Origin of the sequence: Pseudomonas sp. KCJK9000, from assembly GCF_046230725.1 — a bacterium.
In the GTDB taxonomy this organism is placed as follows: domain Bacteria; phylum Pseudomonadota; class Gammaproteobacteria; order Pseudomonadales; family Pseudomonadaceae; genus Aquipseudomonas; species Aquipseudomonas promysalinigenes.
In genome coordinates this window covers 1-20396 of sequence record NZ_JBJJLN010000005.1, presented here as the reverse complement: position 1 = coordinate 20396, position 20396 = coordinate 1, and the positions used below count along the sequence as shown (strand labels likewise).

General features: G+C 60.9%; 18 protein-coding genes. 8 read left to right on the top strand and 10 right to left on the bottom strand.

The window, feature by feature from the left end; all coding sequences use genetic code 11:
* The first annotated feature begins 174 nt into the window (after positions 1-174).
* A complete protein-coding gene (locus ACK59H_RS03705) occupies positions 175-861 on the top strand; it encodes a type 1 glutamine amidotransferase domain-containing protein (protein ID WP_060476527.1) in 687 nt (228 codons plus the stop codon).
* Between the two features lie 129 nt (positions 862-990).
* Positions 991-1797 carry a CSS-motif domain-containing protein gene (locus ACK59H_RS03700; protein ID WP_060476528.1) on the top strand — a complete coding sequence of 269 codons (807 nt, stop codon included), beginning with the start codon at positions 991-993 and terminating at the stop codon, positions 1795-1797.
* Positions 1798-1817: 20 nt separating this feature from the next.
* Here ACK59H_RS03700 and hppD read toward each other — a convergent pair whose 3' ends face one another.
* Entirely contained in the window at positions 1818-2894 is a 1077-nt protein-coding gene (gene hppD, locus ACK59H_RS03695; RefSeq protein WP_060476529.1) for a 4-hydroxyphenylpyruvate dioxygenase, read from the bottom strand.
* A gap of 301 nt (positions 2895-3195) precedes the next feature.
* Between hppD and ACK59H_RS03690 the strand changes: the two genes are divergently transcribed.
* Entirely contained in the window at positions 3196-4782 is a 1587-nt protein-coding gene (locus ACK59H_RS03690; protein WP_060476530.1) for a cyclic diguanylate phosphodiesterase, read from the top strand.
* Between the two features lie 32 nt (positions 4783-4814).
* Positions 4815-5702 (top strand): EamA family transporter RarD, encoded by an 888-nt coding sequence (gene rarD, locus ACK59H_RS03685; RefSeq protein ID WP_060476531.1) that lies wholly within the window; start codon positions 4815-4817, stop codon positions 5700-5702.
* Here the strand turns inward: rarD and ACK59H_RS03680 are convergent.
* Complete coding sequence (locus tag ACK59H_RS03680) at positions 5665-7236, bottom strand: TerC family protein (RefSeq protein WP_060476532.1); 1572 nt, start codon at positions 7234-7236, stop codon at positions 5665-5667. The two genes, rarD and ACK59H_RS03680, sit on opposite strands and share 38 nt — an antisense overlap.
* Before the next feature lie 258 nt (positions 7237-7494).
* Between ACK59H_RS03680 and ACK59H_RS03675 the strand changes: the two genes are divergently transcribed.
* The gene (locus ACK59H_RS03675) at positions 7495-8076 is read left to right on the top strand and encodes a LysE family translocator (protein WP_060476533.1); all 582 of its coding nucleotides are present in this window, start codon (positions 7495-7497) and stop codon (positions 8074-8076) included.
* On the opposite strand, the gene ACK59H_RS03670 is transcribed toward ACK59H_RS03675, so the two are convergent.
* From ACK59H_RS03670 to ACK59H_RS03655, 4 genes are all read right to left on the bottom strand, one after another.
* Positions 8021-8908: an AraC family transcriptional regulator gene (locus tag ACK59H_RS03670; protein ID WP_081016572.1), complete on the bottom strand. Its 888-nt coding sequence runs from the start codon at positions 8906-8908 to the stop codon at positions 8021-8023. The genes ACK59H_RS03675 and ACK59H_RS03670 overlap by 56 nt on opposite strands.
* 31 nt (positions 8909-8939) lie before the next feature.
* Complete coding sequence (locus ACK59H_RS03665; RefSeq protein ID WP_060476534.1) at positions 8940-10358, bottom strand: short-chain fatty acid transporter; 1419 nt, start codon at positions 10356-10358, stop codon at positions 8940-8942.
* Positions 10359-10499: 141 nt separating this feature from the next.
* Positions 10500-11156, bottom strand: a complete 657-nt coding sequence (locus ACK59H_RS03660) for a CoA transferase subunit B (RefSeq protein ID WP_060476535.1) — start codon at positions 11154-11156, stop codon at positions 10500-10502.
* Between the two features lie 35 nt (positions 11157-11191).
* Positions 11192-11890, bottom strand: coding sequence for a CoA transferase subunit A (locus ACK59H_RS03655; RefSeq protein ID WP_060476536.1), 699 nt, complete (start codon positions 11888-11890; stop codon positions 11192-11194).
* A 138-nt stretch (positions 11891-12028) separates the two neighbouring features.
* Here ACK59H_RS03655 and ACK59H_RS03650 point away from each other — a divergent pair, with 138 nt between their 5' ends.
* Both ACK59H_RS03650 and ACK59H_RS03645 read left to right on the top strand, forming a co-directional pair.
* Entirely contained in the window at positions 12029-12934 is a 906-nt protein-coding gene (locus ACK59H_RS03650; RefSeq protein WP_060476626.1) for a LysR family transcriptional regulator, read from the top strand.
* Positions 12922-13743: an aldo/keto reductase gene (locus ACK59H_RS03645; protein WP_060476537.1), complete on the top strand. Its 822-nt coding sequence runs from the start codon at positions 12922-12924 to the stop codon at positions 13741-13743. The genes ACK59H_RS03650 and ACK59H_RS03645 overlap by 13 nt, the downstream gene beginning before the upstream one ends.
* Before the next feature lie 13 nt (positions 13744-13756).
* Here the strand turns inward: ACK59H_RS03645 and ACK59H_RS03640 are convergent, their stop codons facing one another.
* The 4 genes from ACK59H_RS03640 to lexA are packed head-to-tail and all read right to left on the bottom strand — an operon-like array spanning position 13757 to position 19496.
* A complete protein-coding gene (locus ACK59H_RS03640) occupies positions 13757-16837 on the bottom strand; it encodes an error-prone DNA polymerase (RefSeq protein ID WP_060476538.1) in 3081 nt (1026 codons plus the stop codon).
* Positions 16834-18252 carry a DNA polymerase Y family protein gene (locus ACK59H_RS03635; protein ID WP_060476539.1) on the bottom strand — a complete coding sequence of 473 codons (1419 nt, stop codon included), beginning with the start codon at positions 18250-18252 and terminating at the stop codon, positions 16834-16836. The genes ACK59H_RS03640 and ACK59H_RS03635 overlap by 4 nt, the downstream gene beginning before the upstream one ends.
* Before the next feature lie 6 nt (positions 18253-18258).
* On the bottom strand, positions 18259-18879 hold the full coding sequence (gene imuA / locus ACK59H_RS03630; protein WP_060476540.1) for a translesion DNA synthesis-associated protein ImuA: 621 nt from the start codon (positions 18877-18879) through the stop codon (positions 18259-18261).
* Positions 18879-19496, bottom strand: coding sequence for a transcriptional repressor LexA (gene lexA / locus ACK59H_RS03625; protein ID WP_060476541.1), 618 nt, complete (start codon positions 19494-19496; stop codon positions 18879-18881). Before lexA ends, imuA begins: the two co-directional genes overlap by 1 nt.
* A gap of 367 nt (positions 19497-19863) precedes the next feature.
* On the opposite strand from lexA, the gene ACK59H_RS03620 reads away from it, so the two are divergent.
* A complete protein-coding gene (locus tag ACK59H_RS03620) occupies positions 19864-20265 on the top strand; it encodes a hypothetical protein (RefSeq protein ID WP_213660818.1) in 402 nt (133 codons plus the stop codon).
* Positions 20266-20396: the final 131 nt, after the last annotated feature.

Sequence of the window (20396 nt, the reverse complement as noted above, 5' to 3'; positions counted from 1 at the left end):
CTGCTGGAAAATCCGTCAGCGCATTCACTGCGCGCGAGTGGCGCATGCAGCAGGTGCTGCCTTGAGCATAGAAGCCGTTGCGCAATGGCGCTTGGTACAACGCAAGCTATGCTCAAAAGGTTTACCCGCGCCAAGCAACGCATAGCCTCGAAAGAATGATCAGAGAGCGTGGCGATGAGCAAGAAAATTCTCGTGGTACTGACCAATACGCCTAAATATCCCGCCATCAAACGAGCTACTGGCCTGTGGTTGGGTGAGGCCGTGCATTTTGTCGATGCCGTACTCAAGGCTGGATACCAAGTTGATTACGTGAGCCCTGGCGGGGGTTATGTGCCTATCGACCCCCATAGCTTGCAGATGGCGCCGGACCTGGACTGGCAATGGTTAGAAGACAAGTCGTTCTTGAATCTTCTAGGCTCAACCTCAAGCCCGGACCAGCTCAAGGCTGAGGATTATTGCGCCATGTATTACACCGGTGGTCACGGGGTGATGTTCGATTTCCCCAACAATCAACCGCTTCAAGGCGTGGCGCGCAAGGTCTATGAAAGCAATGGCATCATTGCCGCAGTTTGTCACGGCGTGGTCGGCTTACTGAACATCAAGCTCAGCGACAACAGCCTGCTGCTCAAGGACCGGCAGGTAACCGGTTTTTCCAATACAGAAGAGAAATTGGCAGCGTTGGACACGGTCGTGCCTTTTCTCACTGAAAATGAGTTGATCGCACGCGGCGGCCTCTATCACAAAGGCGATGACCCCTGGCAACCGTTCGTGGTTGGCGACGGGAGGTTACTCACCGGGCAGAACCCTGCCTCAACGGCGCTGCTGGCGCAAAAGGTGATTACTGCACTGCAGGCGCAGTGAGTCCTACAGGCGAGCGGCGTAGTTCACGAAGCGGCAAAGGCGTTGGACTACATCCCACGCATCGATTGATTCTTAGGCTTGCCGTTGGGCGGCTCATCTCGAGCTGCTGGGAAATGGGGCTGGACATTCATGTCAAGAATCAAAACTACAGGGCAGAGTTTGATCGAACTTTTACTGACATTGGCGATAAGTTTGCTGCCGGTGGGCACTGGGCTGATGATCATGTTCTATCAACAAGACAAGAAGCTCGAGGAGACGGCAAGAATCTCGGTTGGCGAAGCCATCTATTCGGTGGACTTGGCACTGGATCGCATCAAGGCATCGGCCACTGCTGCAATGACACTGGCAGGAACCCACTGCGAGAACGCCGAGCCACAATTGATCGACCTGGTAACCCAAGCACCTCACCTACGCTCGCTAGCTTTGACTTCCAACGGGCGACCCTACTGCAACAGCATGAAGGCGCCGTCTGCACCGGATCAAAGCTTCGCCGATGTCAGCTCGCAGTTTCGTTTGATGCTGGACCCTCCTGTAACACCTCACGACATGCTCTTGGTCTATCAGACCACGCAAGAGAACAGAGGAGTCATCGCCACGTCTTATGGCATCCTGCTTCAAAATGAACTGCGCGCTTTTCAAACTGGCCTGACATTGTTGCTGGAGTTCGAAGACCTGTATATCTGGAGCGACGGCGACAGTCGCGACGCGTCCAGGCCCTCACAAGCCGAGTTTTTCCAAGAGGGTGTTTCGAAAAAGTACGGGTACACCGTCAAAGCGGGGTACCCGTCAGGCTACTCGGCCCGGGAAACTCGCCAGACCATGAAACAACTATTCCCATCCCTGGCGCTGGTGGGCATCATCACCGGCGCAATTGCCTACTGGGGCTTGTTCCGGCAGCGTAGCCGCCGCGTGAGGGGCGCCGTCAGCCAGGGCTGACGGCGCAACGCGGTATGCATTCAGTCGGCACTGAGCACGCCACGGCGCACTTGATCGCGCTCGATGGACTCGAACAATGCCTTGAAATTGCCTTCACCGAACCCGTCATCCCCTTTACGCTGGATGAACTCGAAGAAGACCGGGCCAAGTAGCGTTTCCGAGAAAATCTGCAGCAGAAGGCGTTTGTCGCCTGACTCGGAAGCGCCATCGAGCAGGATGCCGCGCGCTTGCAGTTGGCCCACTGGCTCGCCGTGGCCAGGCAGGCGTTCCTCGAGCATTTCGTAGTAAGTTTGCGGCGGCGCGGTCATGAAGCGCATGCCAAGGCCCTTGAGGGCATCCCAGGTCTTGAGCAGGTCATCGGTCAAGAAGGCCACATGCTGGATGCCTTCACCGTTGAACTGCATGAGGAACTCTTCGATCTGCCCCGCCCCCTTGGACGACTCTTCGTTGAGCGGAATGCGGATCATGCCGTCAGGTGCGGTCATGGCCTTGGACGTGAGGCCGGTATATTCGCCTTTGATGTCGAAGTAACGGATTTCACGGAAGTTGAACAGCTTTTCGTAGAACCCGGCCCAATAAGCCATGCGCCCGCGGTAAACGTTGTGGGTCAGGTGGTCGATGATCTTCAGGCCCGCGCCAACCGGGTTGCGATCGACACCCTCGATGAAATTGAAGTCGATGTCATAGATCGAACTGCCTTCTTCGAAACGGTCGATCAAATAGAGCGGAGCACCACCAATGCCTTTGATAGCGGGCAGGCGCAACTCCATCGGGCCAGTTTCTATCTCGACCGGCTGAGCCCCCAGCTCCAGAGCCCGGGCATAGGCTTCATGCGCGTTGCGCACGCGGAACGCCATGCCGCACACGGACGGCCCATGCTCGGCAGCGAAATACGAGGCAATGCTCTTGGGTTCGTTGTTCAAAATAAGGTTGATACCGCCCTGGCGATACAGGTGCACATCCTTGGAACGGTGGGTGGCCACCTTGGTGAAGCCCAGTGTCTGGAATACCGGCTCCAGCACCCCTGGCGTCGGCGAGGCGAGCTCAATGAATTCGAAGCCCATCAGGCCCATTGGATTGTCAAAGATATCAGCCATGTTCGTACCCTCATCTGCAGCGAAAATTAAAGAATGCGTAGGATGTGGAACGACAGTGGCGGAGAGCACGGGATACCGCGCACGCTACGCGCGAGGAAGTCACCAATGATCAGCTTGAACCCATGGTATGTCATATGGACCCATTCTCGGCGGGGTTGACCCTTCACGCTGGAAGGACCTTATTGTTGTATTCGTAAATGAATTCTACATGGCGTAAATGGCTTTGTCGCGCATTAGTTAGTCACGCTACCCAGCAAAAGGCTATCCTCAGCTTGTCAGCATTCAGGAAGATCGACAGCGCATGCCTCTCACCTCCAAACGCCCCGCTCGGTGCAGTTGGCGCTCTCTGCTGCCGTGGGCGGTCGGCGTGCTGCCGCTGGCCTGCGGCCTGGCGGTGATGAACTGGCAAATCGAGCGCGAATTGCGTGCCAGCAGCCAGGCGACTACACAGCAGGTGGTCGAGCATGTCGATCACATTCTAGACAATCTGGCCAAGGCCGCGCAGGCGCTGCTGCCGCTGGCAGGAAGCCCGTGCAGCGAGGTGGAGCTGGCGCTGCGCACTCAGGTCACGCGCAATGCTTTTGTCAGGTCAACCAACCTGTTTCGCCAGAACAACCTGTATTGCACCTCACTGTTTGGCGATTACCACGAGCCCGTTCACGCGAGTGATTACACTGACGGGCAGCTCTGGCTGATGAATGGCAACTCGGTAACGCCTGGCCACCCCCTGCTGGTGTATCGCGCCATCGATGGCGATCGCGGGGCGATTACCACGCTGGACGGCGACCATCTGCTCTCGGCTTTGCGTTTGATCGGCTCGCAGGAGGCACTACAGATCCGTGTCGGCAACGCCTGGATGGGCAAGGACGGCGTGGTGCATAGCGGCGTTCCACCGGTTGCCGCCACCGCCGATGTAACCCTAGGCTCGGCTCGCTACCCTTTCAGCGTGCACGGTGGCTACGGGGCCGACAAACCTGCCCAGATGCTGCGCAGTCACTACCCTGCCCTGCTCAGCCTGTTGTTGGTACTCGGGGTGGCCGCCGGCAGTGTCTGCCACTGGCAACTGCGCCGCGCCAGCTCCCCCCGTGCGGAACTGCAGCGGGCGTTGCAAGCCGATGAGTTCGTACCCTACTTCCAACCGGTTGTGCGCAGAGGGGACTACCGCTGGGCGGGGGCCGAAGTGCTGATGCGCTGGAACCATCCCCGCGAAGGCCTGGTCCGCCCGGACCTGTTCATCCCCTACGCCGAACACAGCGGCCAGATCGTCGAGATGACCCGGGCGCTGATGCTGCACACTGCGCAGAACCTCGCCCCTTACGCGGCGTTGTTGGAAGACGGCTTTCATATCGGCATCAATATCACTGCCGATCACTGTAGAGACTTGAGCCTGCTCGACGACTGCCGAACCTTCCTTGAGCATTTTCCCGAAGGACGGATACGGCTGACACTGGAGCTGACCGAGCGCAAACTGCTCGAGGCCACGCCGGTCGCATTGGAATTGTTCGCCAAACTGCATGAGATGGGGGTGATGATCGCCCTCGATGATTTTGGCACCGGCCAATCAAGCCTCAACTACCTGCGCCAGTTCAAGGTCGATTACCTGAAGATCGACCAGAGCTTCGTGGCCATGATCGGGGGCGATGCGTTGTCGCAACATATCCTGGACAGCATCATCGAGCTTTGCGCCAAATTGAGCTTGGGCATCGTTGCCGAAGGGGTGGAAACCGAGGTTCAGCGGGACTACCTGGCGCGCAGCGGCGTGGACTTCCAGCAGGGTTACCTGTTCGCTCGGCCAATGCCAGCAGCCGATTTTCTTCGGGCACTCGCGGCGCGACCTGGCGGCCCAAGGTTGCCGCAGGACGCGCCCCCTGAGATCATGCCCGGCTGATCCACCGGTCCACTCTCCTATCCGAGGCATTCGTGTCAAAAGGCATTATTTCATCGGTCATGGCGTCCTGTCTGTTCGCCGTGATGTATTTCTATTCCTCCCTGCTTTCGCCGCTCGATGGCGAGGAGATCTTTGGCTGGCGCACATTGCTGACCTTACCTTGCCTGACGCTGTTCATGCTGGCTAGCAAAGACTGGAAGCGCGTCGGCGAGCTGCTCGCTCGGGTTCGGCAGACGCCGGCGCTGCTGCTGGGTATGGTGGGTACTTCCTGGCTGATGGGTGTGCAGTTGTGGCTATTTCTTTGGGCTCCCCTGCACGGGCGCAGCCTGGAGGTGTCGATGGGGTACTTCCTGCTGCCGCTGGCGATGGTGCTCACCGGGCGGCTGGTCTATGGCGAGCGGCTGTCACGCCTGCAGGCTGTGGCGGTTTGTTGCGCAGCTGTGGGGGTGGGGCACGAGCTTTACCAGCATGGCAGCTTCGCCTGGGAAACCCTGGTGGTGATGATCGGCTACCCGATCTACTTCGTGCTGAGGCGACGCTGTCGCACCGATCACCTAGGCGGCCTGTGGTGCGACATGTGCCTATTGCTGCCCTGGGCGTTGTACTTCGTCACCCAAGGTGCACTGTCGGCGACAGACATGCAGCAACACCCTGGCCTCTATGGCTTGATCCCGCTGCTGGGGGCGATCAGCGCCTGCGCACTGATCGCGTATGTGCTGGCAAGCCGCCTGTTGCCCTTTAGCCTGTTCGGCCTGCTGAGCTATGTCGAACCCGTCTTGCTGGTCGGCGTCGCCCTGCTGCTGGGGGAGACGATCGGCCCGGATCAGTGGCTGACTTACCTACCGATCTGGGCCGCTGTACTGGTGCTGGTGCTTGAAGGCTTCAAGCACCTGCTGCGTCAGCGTCGGCGCTCTGTGTGAGGCGCACCTGGCGTACCCGCCGCTCCTCGACCGCCACCACCGTCATGCTCCAGCCACCGTAGGCTAACCGGTCACCTACCACTGGCAGACGGTCCAGCAGGCTCATGACCAGGCCTGCAAGGGTCTGGTAGTCCTCAGTGGCACGGGCGCTGAAGCCTGTGCGGGCCTGGACCTGGCTGAGGTTCATGGCGCCATTGACGATGAAGCCATCACCCTCCTCGACGATCGCTGGGCCCTCGACCTCGCTGGCATCAGGCAATTCGCCAGCGATCGACTCGAGGATGTCGGTCATGGTCAACAGCCCGGTGAAATCACCAAACTCATTGATCACGAAAGCGATGTGGGTCGACTGGCTGCGCATCTGCTCCAAGGCATTAAGGATACTGAAGCTCTCCAGCAGGTTCAGCGGGGCTCGGGCCATGCCTTCGAGGTTGGGCTGGCTGCCGCCGAGCATTTCCTTGAGCAATTCCTTCTTGTGTACGAAGCCCAACGGCTCTTCGATATGGCCATTTCGAATCAACGGCAGACGCGAATAGGGCGAGTTGACCAGCGCTTGGCTGATGGCCTGCGCAGGTTGCGCAAGGTCAATGACATCGACCTGCGCCCGCGGGGTCATCACCGTGCGGATCGGTCGCTCAGCCAGGTTCAACACACCACTGATCATCACGCGTTCACGGCGGTCGAACAACACCTGCTCACCGCCACCTTCGACCAGGTCGGCAATTTCTTCACCGACCTCGTCCGCTTCCACCCGGCGCCCGCCCAGCAGGCGCAAAACGGCGTGAGCCGTGCGCTCACGCAGCGGACGATGCTGTTGCAGGCTGCGTTTGCGACGGGCGCGAGCCAACTGATTGAACAGCTCGATAAGGATCGAGAAACCAATGGCCGCATAAAGGTAGCCCTTGGGAATGTGGAACCCAAGGCCTTCGGCGGTGAGGCTGAATCCGATCATCATCAAGAAGCCCAGACACAGCATGATCACCGTCGGGTGAGCATTGACGAAGCGGGTCAGCGGCTTACTGGCCACGATCATGATACCGATCGAGAAGATGACCGCGATCATCATCACCGAAAGGTGTTCGACCATACCCACCGCGGTAATTACCGCGTCCAGCGAAAACACCGCATCGAGCACGACGATCTGCGCCACGATCGGCCAGAACGCAGCATGGCGCAGCACGCCACTGGCCTGTGTCACATGCCCTTCCAGCCTCTCATGCAGTTCCATAGTGGCTTTGAACAGCAGGAACACACCGCCGAACAACATGATCAGGTCACGGCCGGAGAAACTCTTGCCCATGACTTCGAACAACGGCGCGGTAAGGGTGACCATCCACGAGATGCTGGCCAGCAGGCCCAGACGCATGATCAGCGCCAGGCTCAGGCCGATCACTCGCGCACGGTCACGCTGATGCGGCGGCAGTTTGTCGGCAAGGATGGCGATGAACACCAGGTTGTCGATACCTAGCACCAGCTCGAGGACGATAAGCGTCAACAGGCCTAGCCAGGCCGTTGGATCGGCTAGCCATTCCATTAGCGGGTGCTCACGTTGAAGGCGTCACATGGACGGGGGGAGGATGGCCAGGAAGGCCGAAAACTGGGGGGCTCCGCGAAGGTGCTCATATAGACCTGAAAACAGAAGAGGGAACACGATCCTACAAGTGAGGTAGCTTTTTCGCATAGCGCGAAACTATTTCAAAACCTTAACGGCTTTCACAGGGGATTATTCTTCAATACCTGGCCATTGAAGGGGCGCAGGATTGCGGCATTGTCCATCAATCGGAGCCACCCCATGACCCTGTCCATTTCAATGGCCGCATTCGCCCTTGCAGCATCGATCTCGCCCGGGCCGGTCAACATCGTCGCGCTCGGCAGCGGTGCCCGCCATGGGCTGCGCGCCAGCCTCAGGCATGTGACCGGCGCAACACTGGGCTTTTGCCTGTTGTTGCTGCTGGTTGGCCTCGGATTGCACGAACTGCTGTTGCGCTGGCCGCTACTAGGCCAGGCGCTGCACCTGGGGGGCGTGGGGTTCTTGCTTTACATGGCATGGAAGTTGGCCAGCGACGATGGGCAACTGGGCAGCCCCGATCAGCACGACGCCCCAACGGCCTGGCAGGGTGCGGCGATGCAATGGCTCAACCCCAAAGCCTGGCTGGCGGCAGTCGCGGGAGTGGGCGCCTACACCGGCGGCGAACATCAATTGTTGTGGCTGTTCACCTGGATCTATGGGCCGATCTGTTTCGTCTCGGTAGCCTGCTGGGCCTGGGCAGGGAGTGTGATCGGCCAGTACCTGCGCCAACCCCGTTACCTGCAATTATTCAATCGCGGCCTGGCAGTGCTATTGGTGGGCAGCGCTGTGTACCTGCTGGTTTGAAGCTGCCAGTGCCGGCCTCTTCGCAACCCAGAGAAGCCACTGATGCGGGTAGAGGCGGCGCATCGCGGTAATGCCCGGGCGTAGCCGCCAGATGTCGCTTGAAAGCACGCTGCAAATGCGACTGATCGGCAAACCCAGCCTCCACCGCCACCTCGGCGATCGCTCGGCCCTGGCGCAACTGCGCACGTGCCTGCTGTATCCGCAGGTCAAGCAGGTAGCCATGAGGTGTCAGGCCAAAGCGCTGCTCGAATGCACGGATCAGGTAAGAGCGCGACAGGCCGCAAGCAGCGCATACGTCCGCCAGGGTCAAAGGATCACTGCGGTGGGCGCGCATGAAAGCCGCCGCCGCATCCAGTTGTGGGTGGTCGGCGCGCAGCGTTTGCACCGGGCTGTGCAGGTAAGTGGGCAGCTCCTTGAAAAAAATGGCTAGCCGAGCTTGGCGGTCGGTAGTTTGGGCATCGAACAGATCGGCGAACAGCTGCAGGAGCCGGCTGTAAAGGCGCGCTGATGTGCTGAAGGTTTGCGCAGGCAGAACAAACCCATGCTGCTGCAACCACGGCATGTCGACAAATAGCATCAGGTAAGACCAAGGCTGCCCGGCGATCGGGTTGCAGCTGTGCACCACGCCAGGGTTCATCAGCACGGTGGTACCTGCCTGAACTTCTATCTGGCTCGCACCGCTGTGATAAGTGCTGCGCCCTCCAGTGATCACACCGATGGAGAAGCTTTCATGGGAATGGGGCGCATAGCAGACCTTGCACCCATCCCCCACGCGCCTGGCTTCGACGAAGGGCAATGCAGGATCGCGCCAGAACCGTGAAACCTCGATCATCACCCTGCCCCTTGCTGCATCCGGACTGCCCTCAAGGCATAACGGGCGGCATGTATTGCAACGTAGTGCCCAGCGCCCATAGCAGCAACAGCACCAAGGGCACATGCACCAATAACTGCACGAACGAGAAACCGATCAAGTCGCGCGCCTTGAGCCCCAACACACCGAGCAGCGGCAACATGTAGAACGGGTTGATCAGGTTCGGCAGCGCCTCGGCAGCGTTGTAGATCTGCACCGCCCAACCCAGATGGTACTGCAGGTCGTTGGCCACCAGCATCACGTAGGGCGCTTCGATGATCCACTTGCCGCCGCCGGATGGGATGAAGAAGCCCAGCACCGCCGAGTACACCCCCATCAGCAGTGCATAAGTATCATGGGTGGCGATCTGGGTGAAGAACAACGAAATGTGGTGAGCCAGCGTCTGTTCATCCACGCCTTTGACCTGGGTGAGAATCGCGGCGATCGAGCCATACAGGGGGAACTGGATCAGTACACCGGTGGTGGTCGGCACGGCCCGCGCAACCGCGTCGAGGAAACTGCGCGGCCGCCAGTGCAACAAGGCACCGAGCATGATGAACAGCAAGTTGTAGGTGTTGAGCCCGGAAATGGCAGTGATTGCAGGTTTGCTGGCGAACTCCTGATACAGCCAGCCGCCAGCCAGGGCCACCAGCATGATGATCAGAATCGGGCTATGTTCCAACCACTCGCCTGGGCGTGTGCGCTTGGCCGCCGGCGGGGCGGTGAAGCTGGGGTCGACGCCGCAATCTTCGGCGCTGCGCGCACTGTTTGGACCGGGTGCGGTGGCATAGGCGATCAGCAGCGAGACGATGACCAGGGCCGCCAACATGACCCCCGACTGCCAGAGGAAGATGGTCTCGGTGAACGGGATCACACCGGTGATCGACAGAATCGAAGGCGGCAGGCTGGCCGGGTTGGCTTGCAACTGCGCGGCCGAGGATGACAAGCCCAGCGCCCACACCGCGCCCAGGCCCAGATAGGCGGCGGCACCGGCGGCGCGATAGTCCATTTTAAGCTCAGTGCGCCGAGCCAGGGCACGTACCAGCAAGCCGCCGAACACCAGCGACAGGCCCCAGTTGAGCAGCGAAGCCAGCATCGAGATCAATGCTACCCAACACACTGCAGAGCGGCCATTGCTGGGAATGCGCGCAAGACGGTCGATCAAGCGGGCGGCCGGGGGCGAGCTGGCCACGACATAACCACCGATGACCACAAAGGCCATTTGCATGGTGAAAGGGATCAGGCTCCAGAAGCCATCGCCAAAGGCCTTGGCGGTCTCGGTCGGCTTGGCGCCCATGGCCAGGGCTGCAATGCACACCAGCAGCACAGCAAGGGCAGCGAACACCCAGGAGTCAGGGAACCAGCGTTCGGCCCAATTGGAACAGCGCAGGGCAAAGCGGGCGGAGCGGCTGTCTTGAATTTCAGCGGCCACGGTTACTTCCTTTTATTGATTTTATGAAGTTTTTCACGCAAAACGACAAAACCTGTGGCAGCGGGTTCACCTGCAAGAGCAACGGTGCAGTAACCGAAGCCTTGGCGGGTGAACCCACTGCCACAGGTGCAATACGAAGCGTCAGAAGGTCATTTCTTTCACATCGTCCGGCACGATCAACTTGCCGGCGGTTTTCTCGACGATCTCGTCGATGCTTACACCGGGCGCGGTTTCGCGCAGGATGAACGCGCCGTCCTCGATCTCAAGGTAGGCCAGGTCCGTCAGCACCTTGCGGATGCAACCCGCGCCGGTCAGCGGCAAGCTGCAGCGCGGCAGCAACTTGGACTCGCCATCCTTCGAAGCGTGGGTCATGGTGACGATGATGTTATCTGCACCGGCCACCAAATCCATCGCGCCGCCCATGCCTTTGACCAGCTTGCCGGGGATCATCCACGAAGCGATGTTGCCCTCCACGTCAACCTCGAACGCTCCCAGCACGGTGAGGTCGACATGACCGCCACGGATCATGGCGAACGATTGCGCCGAGTCGAAGATCGATGCGCCGCGCCGGGCGGTCACGGTCTGTTTGCCGGCGTTGATCATGTCGGCATCGATGCTGGCTTCGGTAGGGAATTCGCCCATGCCGAGCAGGCCGTTCTCGGACTGCAGCATGACGTCCATGTCCGCCGGGACATAATTGGCCACCAAGGTCGGGATGCCGATGCCAAGGTTGACGTAGTAGCCGTCCTTCAATTCACGGGCGACGCGTTGTGCCATCTGTTCGCGGGTCAGTGCCATGGTCAGGATCTCTTTGTTGTTCTGATGGGCGGCGCTCAGGCCTTGACGGTGCGCTTTTCGATACGTTTTTCGAAGGTACCGAGGATCACTCTGTCGACATAGATACCAGGGGTGTGGATCTCGCTGGGCAACAGCACCCCAGGCTCGACGATCTCCTCCACTTCGACCACGGTGATCTTGCCGGCGGTGGCGGCCAGCGGGTTGAAGTTCTGCGCGGTGTGGCGATAAACCACGTTGCCGTAGTGGTCGGCCTTCCAGCCCTTGACGATGGCGAAGTCACCGGTAATGGCTTCTTCGAGGATGTACTTGCGGCCTTTGAACTCACGCACCTCCTTGCCCTCGGCAACCGGGGTGCCATAGCCGGTGGCGGTGTAGAACGCCGGAATACCAGCGCCCCCGGCACGCATTTTCTCGGCCAGCGTACCTTGCGGGGTCAACTCGACGTCCAGCTCACCACTGAGCAACTGCCGTTCGAATTCAGCGTTCTCGCCCACATAGGAGGCGATCATCTTTCGGATCTGCCGGTCTTCAAGCAGCACGCCCAGGCCGAAACCATCGACGCCGCAGTTGTTGGAAACCACGGTCAGCCCCTTCACGCCCCGGCGCTTGATCTCGGCGATGAGGTTTTCAGGGATACCACACAGGCCGAACCCACCGGCCAGTACCGTCATGTTGTCGGTCAGGCCTGCCAGGGCCTCTTCATAGGTTGCAACGCGCTTGTCCAGTCCGGCCATGTTGATCCGCCTTTGTAGTTGTTGAACCGACGAGGCTGTCGGTGAGCGTGTAACGACATCTTCACCGCTGGCGACTGATTTGTTAATTTTGTTTTCATCATTGATTGATAACTTTTGCAAAACAACGCTGAGGCCACCATGAACGTCAAGCAGCTACGTGCCTTCGCCGCCGTAGCCAAATACCAGAGCTTCGCCCAGGCCGGCGAACACCTGCATGTGTCGCAACCTGCCTTGAGCCTGACCATCAAGGCCTTGGAGGAAAACCTGGGCGGCGCACTGCTCACCCGCACGACCCGCAGCGTCAGCCTCACAGCCGAAGGTGAGGTGTTGCTGCCGCTGGCCCGACGCCTGTTGGCCGACTGGGACGACACCGAAGAAATGCTGCGCCAGCGTTTCACGCTGCAATTGGGCCGCGTCTCGGTGGCTGCCATGCCCGCCTTTGCCGGCAACCTGCTGCCGCATTCGCTTAAAGTGTTCCGCCAGCGCTACCCCAAGGTCAACGTTACGGTGCATGACGTGATCAACGAACAAGTGCTGGAACTGGTGCGCCACCGCCGCGTCGAACTGGGCATCGGTTTCGAGCCGGAAAACACCGATGGCCTGCACTTTCACCCGCTGTACCTTGACCGTTTCGTTGCCGTGGTGCCGGCCGATTCACCGCTGGCGCTGCACACCCAGGTGACTTGGGCACAGCTGCTGGCCCAGGACTTCATTGCCCTGCAACGGCCATCGGCGGTGCGGCTGTTGCTTGAACAGAACATCGCTGTCCAGCATGGCAGGCTGGCGGTGGCGTTCGAAAGCCATCAGTTGTCCACCATTGGCCGCATGGTCGCCAGCGGCCTTGGCGTCAGCGCAGTGCCGGCGCTATGTATCAACCAGATGCAGGAACTCGGTGCGCGATGCGTGACCTTGATAGAGCCTGCCGTTGAGCGGCGAATTGGCGTGATCGCGCTGGCCGACCACAAACTGTCAACGGCAGCCCAAGCGCTGCTCGAAGTGGTGCTTTCCCACACCCACACTCCGGAGGTGACATGCGTTACGTAGAACTGGCAGGTTGCAAGGTGCCGGCCATTGGCCAGGGCACCTGGTACATGGGCGAGGATCCTGCTCGCAAGGCCGCTGAAGTGGCGGCCCTGCAACAAGGGATCGAACAGGGCATGACCCTGATCGACAGTGCCGAGATGTATGCCGAAGGCGGTGCCGAAGCCGTGGTCGGCCAAGCCATTGCCGGGCGCCGCGACAAGGTGTTTCTCGTCAGTAAGGTGTACCCGCATAATGCCAGCCGCCAAGGCGTTGCTCAGGCCTGTGAGCGAAGCCTCAAGCGCCTGGGCACCGAAATGATCGACCTGTACCTGCTGCATTGGCGTGGTCAGTATCCCCTGCAAGAGACGGTTGAGGCCTTCGAGCGCTTGCGCGAACAGGGAAAAATCGGCCATTGGGGCGTATCGAACTTCGATGTGGACGACCTGCGCGAGCTGCACGACCCTCGATGCGCGACCAATCAAGTGCTGTACAACCCTGCGCAGCGTGGCATCGAGTTCGACTTGTTGCCGTGGAGCCGCCAGCGAGGCTTGCCGACCATGGCCTACTGCCCGCTGGCACAAGCTGGGCAGTTGCTCGATCATCCAGTGTTGAGAGAAATCGGTGAGCGCCACGGCGCGACCCCTGCCCAGGTCAGCCTGGCCTGGGTTACCCGCAAACATGATGTGATTGGCATCCCTAAAGCGGTGTCAGCGGAGCATGTGCGGTTGAATGCGGCTGCCGGGGCGTTGACCCTCACCCAAGAGGACTTGCGGGCAATCGACCGGGCATTCCCTGCGCCGCAGCGCAAGCAACATTTGGCGATGGTTTGACAGGCTCGGGAAGTCAGTGAAAATCTCGGCTTTTCACATCCAGCCCTTTTAGCAAAGGGCTGATGTCTTCAAGGCGCCGGGCAATCAGATGGCGCACGCCATTTTCCTGCTCGAGGCGCCCGCTGACCTTAAGCAACTGGGCCCCCACCAACGCCCGCCGCTGCCGTTCGGCCAGGTCCCGCCACACCACCACATTGACCATGCCGAACTCATCTTCGAGTGTCACGAAGGTCACACCACTGGCAGTCTGGGGCCGTTGGCGCCCTACAACCAGGCCGGTGACGGCTATCGCATCGCCATGTTCCAGCCCGGCGAGTTCAGCAGAGCTGCGGCAGCCCAGCGCCCGCAAGCGTGGACGCAATAGCCTGAGCGGGTGCGGGCCAAGGGTTGTGCCCACGGTGTCGTAGTCGGCAACCAGGTCTTCACCCACAGTAGGCGCTGGCAACATCACCTCGGCCTCCGGCAACGCCTGAACCTCGGCGAACAGCGGCAACTGTGGCTGCACTGCCGCGACTTGCCAGCGCGCCTGGTGCCGGTCCCGCGCCAGTGCACGCAGAGCCCCGGCATCGGCAAGCCGGGCACGTGCACGGCTGTCCAGCCCTGCACGCAGGCACAGGTCTTCGATATCACGCCAGGGGCGCTGCGCCCTCGCCTGCTCCAAGCGGCGAGCATCCACTTCATTGAAGCCACGCACCTGGCGCAGGCCCAGGCGCAGGGCCAAGATGCCTTGGCCATCAGGCTCCAGGGTGCAGTCCCATTGGCTATGGAACACATCCACTGGACGCACCTCGATACCCTGCCGCCGAGCCTCCTGCAGCAACTGGTCCGGGCTGTAGAAGCCCATGGGCCAGCTGTTGATCAGTGCGCAGGTGAAGATCGCCGGTTCATGGCATTTGAGCCAACTGCTGGCGTAGCACAACAAGGCAAAGCTGGCGGCGTGAGACTCGGGGAAACCGTAGCTGCCAAACCCCTTGATCTGCTCGAATATACGTTCGGCGAATGCCACGTCGTAACCGTTGCGCAGCATGCCTTCGACCAGCCGCTGACGGTGGGGCTCCAGCCCACCATGGCGCTTCCAGGCGGCCATGCTGCGGCGCAGCTGGTCGGCCTCACCCGGGGTATAGTCGGCGGCGACCATGGCCAGCTCCATGACCTGCTCCTGAAACAGCGGCACGCCGAGTGTACGGGCGAATACTTCCTTGAGCTTCTGCGAGGGGTATGTCACCGGCTCCTGCTTCAAACGCCGGCGCAAGTAAGGGTGAACCATATCACCCTGGATCGGCCCGGGGCGCACGATGGCGACTTCGATCACCAGGTCATAGAACGTGCTGGGTTTGAGCCTGGGCAACATGGCCATCTGTGCCCGTGATTCGATCTGGAACACACCCATGGTTTCGGCACGGCTGATCATCGCGTAGGTTGCGGGGTCTTCGCTGGGGATCGTCGCCAGGGTCAGTTGCCGACCACGATGGCGTTGCACCAGGTCAAAGCAGCGGCGCAAAGCGCTAAGCATGCCCAGGGCCAACACATCGACCTTCAGCAGGCCGACCATGTCCAGGTCGTCTTTATCCCACTGGATCACCGTACGCTCGGCCATGGCGGCGTTTTCTACCGGCACCAAGTGGTCCAGCGGCTGCTCGGAGATGACGAACCCCCCGGGGTGCTGAGACAAATGACGAGGGAAACCGATCAGCTCACCGGCCAGAACCAGAATGCGCCGCAGCGAAGGGCTGCCCGGTTCGAAACCGGCCTCGGCCAGACGCTGCGAGTCAGGAATACGGTCGCTCCAGCGACCGCAGCATTTGGCCAAGGCATCGACCTGATCGGCCGGCAGGCCCAACACCCTGGCGACATCGCGCACGGCACCGGCTGCGTGGTAGGTGTTGACCACTGCGGTGAGTGCAGCGCGATGGCGGCCATAGCGGCGAAACACATATTGGATCACCTCTTCGCGCCGGTCGTGCTCGAAGTCCACGTCGATATCGGGCGGTTCATTGCGCTCGCGTGACAGGAAGCGCTCGAACAGCAAGCGATGCTCCATCGGGTCCAGCTCAGTGATGCCCAGCACGAAACACACCACCGAATTGGCCGCAGAGCCCCGGCCTTGGCATAGGATGTGCTGGCTGCGGGCAAAGGCGACGATGTCGTGCACGGTGAGAAAATAGCTCTCGTAGCCCAGTTCCTGGATCAGCGCCAACTCTTTGTCCAGCACCGCCCGTACCTTGCTGCTTGGCCCGGTTGGCCAACGCTGTGGCAAGCCACGCTCGCACAGCTGGCGCAGCCAACTGGCAGGTGTGTGCCCCTCGGGTACCAGTTCGCGCGGGTACTGATAGCGCAATTGCGCCAGGTCGAACTGGCAACGCTCGGCAATGAGCAGGGTCTCGGCCAGCAAATCGGCTGGGTAAAGCGCTGCCAGTTGCGCTATTGGCCGCAGGTGGCGCTCACCATTGGCGAACAGATGGCGGCCCGCCTCGGCCACCGTGCAGTGCTGGCCGATGGCGGTCATGCAATCTTGAAGCGCACGCCGGCCGCGCACATGCATATGCACGTCACCGCAGGCCACCGCCCGAATGCCAAGCTGCGCTGCCAGAACTCGCAAACGGGCCAGGCGCAGTTCGTCATCACTGGCGCGATGCAGGTGAACGGCCAGCCACAGGCGCTCGGCAAACAGCTCGTGTAGCCATTGGCCAGTCGCCTGGTCATCAGGATCGTCGGCTACCCACAGCGCCAGCAAGCCTGTGTGATGTTGCCGAAGGTCATCGGCGAACACTTGATAATCACCCTTCTCGGCCCGGCGCCGAGCGCGCGTGATCAGGGCGCAGAGGTTTTGATAGCCGGCCAGGTCCTGCACCAGCAAAACCAGTTTGGGGCCGTCCTGCAAACGCATTTCGCTACCGACGATCAAGCGCAGCTGCTGCGCCTTGGCAGCCTGCCAGGCACGCACGATACCTGCCAAGGTGCATTCGTCAGTGATCGCCAGGGCTTGGTAGCCTTGTTCGCGGGCGCGGACGAATAACTCCTCGGCACTGGATGCCCCGCGCTGAAAGCTGAAATTGGACAGGCAATGCAGCTCAGCGTAACCGCACGTGTTCATGCGAACCAGCCCTGCAGCCACAGCGGGCCAGGTTGAACGAGGTCTTGATAGGCCCAACCACGCAGGCCATCACGGGTTTCGATGCGGTAATAGTCGCGGCGTACATCACCACCATCCCACCAGCCCGACTCGATGCGCTCTGCTTGCCCGAGCACGGTGTGCTGTGTCGCATCCAACGCCTGGGGTATGGGCAGTAACCAGCCGGGGCGGCTTCCGGGCAAGGCTGGCAGGCCTCCCTGAGCACCCTGTTCGGCCAGCTGCCAGGCACATTCGGGGCGATGGTCGGCCCCTGCACGCAACCCCTTGACGGCGTCGTCCCCTAACCGCGCACGCAAGCGTTCGCGCAGTTGCTCCCAAGGCTGGGCCTGCTGGGCTCGTGGGTCGAACAGCGCCTGGTGCTGGGGCACGAAGGCCGGCAGATCATCTGCGACCAGGCGCAGGTTGCGTACAGGTGCGCGAATGCGCAGCGCTTCCAAACGACCGCGCGCCAGTTCCAAGAGCATGGCAGGGTCACGCTCTGCGGCCAGCAAGCCCACGTGCAGTTGTGTATCCGCGCCTTGGGCATGCTCCAGATACAGATAGAACCGCTGGACACCGCAATCGCGCCCAGCAAGAAAAACCCCCAGGTCATTCAACATGCGCCGCAACGGGAACAGCAAGGCCTGGTGCGATTCGACATCGAAGTTGAGCTCAAGACGTGACTCGAAGCGATCTGGTGGCTGGTAGAAATCCAGCCCGAAGGTACGCAGGCCAAGCAGTTGGTCAAGATGCAGCTGGACCTGGGAAGAAAAACGCCGGGCCAACGCATCACGGGGCAATTCCAGAACCTGCCCCAACTGGCGCAGGCCCATGCGAACAAAGGCTTGGGCAGCGTCTGCTGGTAACCCGACCCGCTCGACAGGCATTCGCGCAAGCGCCGTTCGGGTCTGCTCAGCGCAGGTCAGGGCCAGGCCGTCATGGCCGTTGGCGAGCATGCGTGCGGCGACCGGGTTGGTCGCCAGGACGATGCGCTGGCGCAAACCCAATTCAGCGAGCTCTTCACGCAGGCGGGCCTGGAATTCAGGCCAGGGGCCGAACAACTGCAGGCTGGAGCCGACCTCAAGCAACAAGGCGCGCGGATAGTGAAGACTGACCTGGGCACTGAACCGGTAAGCCCAGGCTGCCAGCAACTGTTGCAGCTGATCGATACGCGCCGGGTCGGCCTCGACGCAGTGAAAACCATCAGCCAAGGCCCGTGCTGCCGTCAGTGTCAGCCCCGCGCGCAAGCCAAGCGCCGCCGCTGCTGGGTTCACAGCTTGCAACACGCGACGCTGGGCAGGGCCGCCGATTAGCACCAGTGGGCTATCGGGATCGTCACGCTCGCGCAGGATCGAGTCCAGCGCCAGCTGGGGCAAGAGGATACAGGCCCAGAGCATGCAACATCAGCCTCGCCCAGGACAGGCGATTGGCAGGGCCGGCGGCATACCGCCACGGCACTTGAGTACGCGCCATTGCGCCGGCCGCGTATCCACGGCTATACGCAGCGCCGCCGGTGACGGGTTGTTCGCGGCCTGTTGTGGGCGACAGGCGAAGGCCAGCGCCTGCCCGGTTTCGGCGGCCACCTGCAAACGCCGCAAGGCACGGTCATCGGCACGCTCCGGCCAGCACAGCACAGCGGCGCAGCTGGCCGAGCGCAAGCATTGTTCAGCTGCCCAAAGCACATCGGCCTGGGGGGCTTGGACCTGGATCAACCAGCGCAGGTCCACACCTGCGGCCTGCCAAGCGGGGGCATAGGGGATGAATGGCGGAGCTATCAGCACTACTCGGCCGCCTTGTGCGGTCAGACGGGCCAGCGATGGCCAAAGCAGCTGCAACTCGCCACACCCTGGGCTGGCCAGCAGCAGCTCACTGAGGGCCGCCGCAGGCCAGCCGCCATCTGGCAAGTGCTGGTCGAGCGCTGCGTGCCCGGTAGGCTGCAGCCCTGCCGGGCGTACCTGGCCCTGGCGCCCCCGCCAGATCTGGCGTTGATCGAGCAGCCGATCAAGATCGACCACCGCGCCCATCAGTCGCGCCTCAACAGGCCACAGAACACGCCTTCGATGAAGAATTCGCGCTCTGGGCCTACTTCGATCGGCGCGTACGCCGGGTTGCGCGGTAACAGCCGATAACCACCGGGTTGGCGCTGCAGCCGCTTGATGGTGACCTCGCCGTCCAGGCGGGCGACCACGATCTGGCCATCACGTGCTTCGCTCTGCTGAAGGATGCCGACCAAATCGCCATCGAAAATGCCATCGCCGATCATCGAATCGCCGCGCACCTTGAGCAGGTAGTCTGGGGTGCGACGAAACAGGCTGGGGTCGAGAAGCAATTGCTCATGGATGCCCAGGTCCGGGCCGATGGGCGCACCAGCGGCCACCTGACCCAGTACTGGAAGCTCAAGGAGTTCAGGCCGGCGAAGCGGCTCAGCCAGGCGAATGCCCCGTGCCTGGTTGGGCGTGACATCGATGTAGCCGGCCTGGCACAGCGCAGTGATGTGCTTGCGGGCCACGCTGCGCGAAGCGAAACCGAAGCGGCTGGCGATATCGGCCAGGCTTGGTGGTTGACTGTGGTCGGCAATGCGCTCGCGGATGTATTCGAGGATTGCACGGCGTTTTGGGGTGAGATTGTCCATGGAGCACATTTGTACTCTTTTCGGCGAACGCTGAAAAGACCTCTTCGTCGCCGTCTTCGAGTGATCAGAACTGAAAAGACCAAAAAGCGGTAAGTCAATCCCCCAAATCGACCCTGCCGCACATTCCCTAAACATTAGTTCCAGGCCGCCCACCGCCATCACGCGGCCTTAGTCGTTCAACCTGGCCCTTTCTGTGTCTACTGTGTCATTGGGGGATTCCAAACCGTTGCTTGAAAGCTCCACATCCGTGACGTACATACGATTCCGCTGAACGACCGCCCTTGCCACGTCGACCATAAAAACCACAAAGCTATGGCTTTGCTTACTGTTGATTTGGGGGCATGCTGTTAACGAAAGGTCGCGAGGGGAACAAGTCATGAACCAAGAGGCATTTCAGTTAACCGCGCTGTCGGCTGCAGAACTGGCTGATTACCTATGCAACACGAAAGGGACAACCTCTCCAGGGGAGCGTTACGCCAGGGTCTTTGGCCTCAACCCAGCTGAGTTTGACGTTTACCTCACTACTTATCGCCAAAGCCAGTCAGATGGTGCAACCATGCCTGACTCCGAAGCAGCGCTACGCTTCATAACAGATGTCCTACGGGTGGTTCTGACGGTGACTGAGACCGGAGTTACTGTCGAGCAAGCCATTGGCTGGTTCCGCCAAGATCAATTGTTAACTTTCGAAGGGCGAACTGCGGAACAACTGGTCAGTCAGGGCCAAGCTGAGCAGGTGCTGCAATTTCTGGCCTCCTGGCAGGCCGGGAGCCAAGGATGAGTAACGACGCCTACCTACAGACCGGCCAGAAACCGAACTATCACTTATGCTATCGAACCATCCTTTGCGCCATGGATGAGCGATACGACATACGCGGCTATGTACTGGCGGAAATGGTGAGAACATGTCTG

Coding starts and splice junctions, on each gene's coding strand:
- ACK59H_RS03680 (WP_060476532.1), bottom strand. CDS start 7,236: ATGGAATGGCTAGCCGATCCAACGGCCTGGCTAGGCCTGTTGACGCTT.
- ACK59H_RS03640 (WP_060476538.1), bottom strand. CDS start 16,837: ATGAACACGTGCGGTTACGCTGAGCTGCATTGCCTGTCCAATTTCAGC.
- ACK59H_RS03620 (WP_213660818.1), top strand. CDS start 19,864: ATGAACCAAGAGGCATTTCAGTTAACCGCGCTGTCGGCTGCAGAACTG.
- hppD (WP_060476529.1), bottom strand. CDS start 2,894: ATGGCTGATATCTTTGACAATCCAATGGGCCTGATGGGCTTCGAATTC.
- ACK59H_RS03705 (WP_060476527.1), top strand. CDS start 175: ATGAGCAAGAAAATTCTCGTGGTACTGACCAATACGCCTAAATATCCC.
- ACK59H_RS03675 (WP_060476533.1), top strand. CDS start 7,495: ATGACCCTGTCCATTTCAATGGCCGCATTCGCCCTTGCAGCATCGATC.
- imuA (WP_060476540.1), bottom strand. CDS start 18,879: ATGGGCGCGGTGGTCGATCTTGATCGGCTGCTCGATCAACGCCAGATC.
- ACK59H_RS03635 (WP_060476539.1), bottom strand. CDS start 18,252: ATGCTCTGGGCCTGTATCCTCTTGCCCCAGCTGGCGCTGGACTCGATC.
- ACK59H_RS03670 (WP_081016572.1), bottom strand. CDS start 8,908: ATGATCGAGGTTTCACGGTTCTGGCGCGATCCTGCATTGCCCTTCGTC.
- ACK59H_RS03655 (WP_060476536.1), bottom strand. CDS start 11,890: ATGGCCGGACTGGACAAGCGCGTTGCAACCTATGAAGAGGCCCTGGCA.
- ACK59H_RS03650 (WP_060476626.1), top strand. CDS start 12,029: ATGAACGTCAAGCAGCTACGTGCCTTCGCCGCCGTAGCCAAATACCAG.
- ACK59H_RS03690 (WP_060476530.1), top strand. CDS start 3,196: ATGCCTCTCACCTCCAAACGCCCCGCTCGGTGCAGTTGGCGCTCTCTG.
- lexA (WP_060476541.1), bottom strand. CDS start 19,496: ATGTGCTCCATGGACAATCTCACCCCAAAACGCCGTGCAATCCTCGAA.
- ACK59H_RS03645 (WP_060476537.1), top strand. CDS start 12,922: ATGCGTTACGTAGAACTGGCAGGTTGCAAGGTGCCGGCCATTGGCCAG.
- ACK59H_RS03700 (WP_060476528.1), top strand. CDS start 991: ATGTCAAGAATCAAAACTACAGGGCAGAGTTTGATCGAACTTTTACTG.
- ACK59H_RS03660 (WP_060476535.1), bottom strand. CDS start 11,156: ATGGCACTGACCCGCGAACAGATGGCACAACGCGTCGCCCGTGAATTG.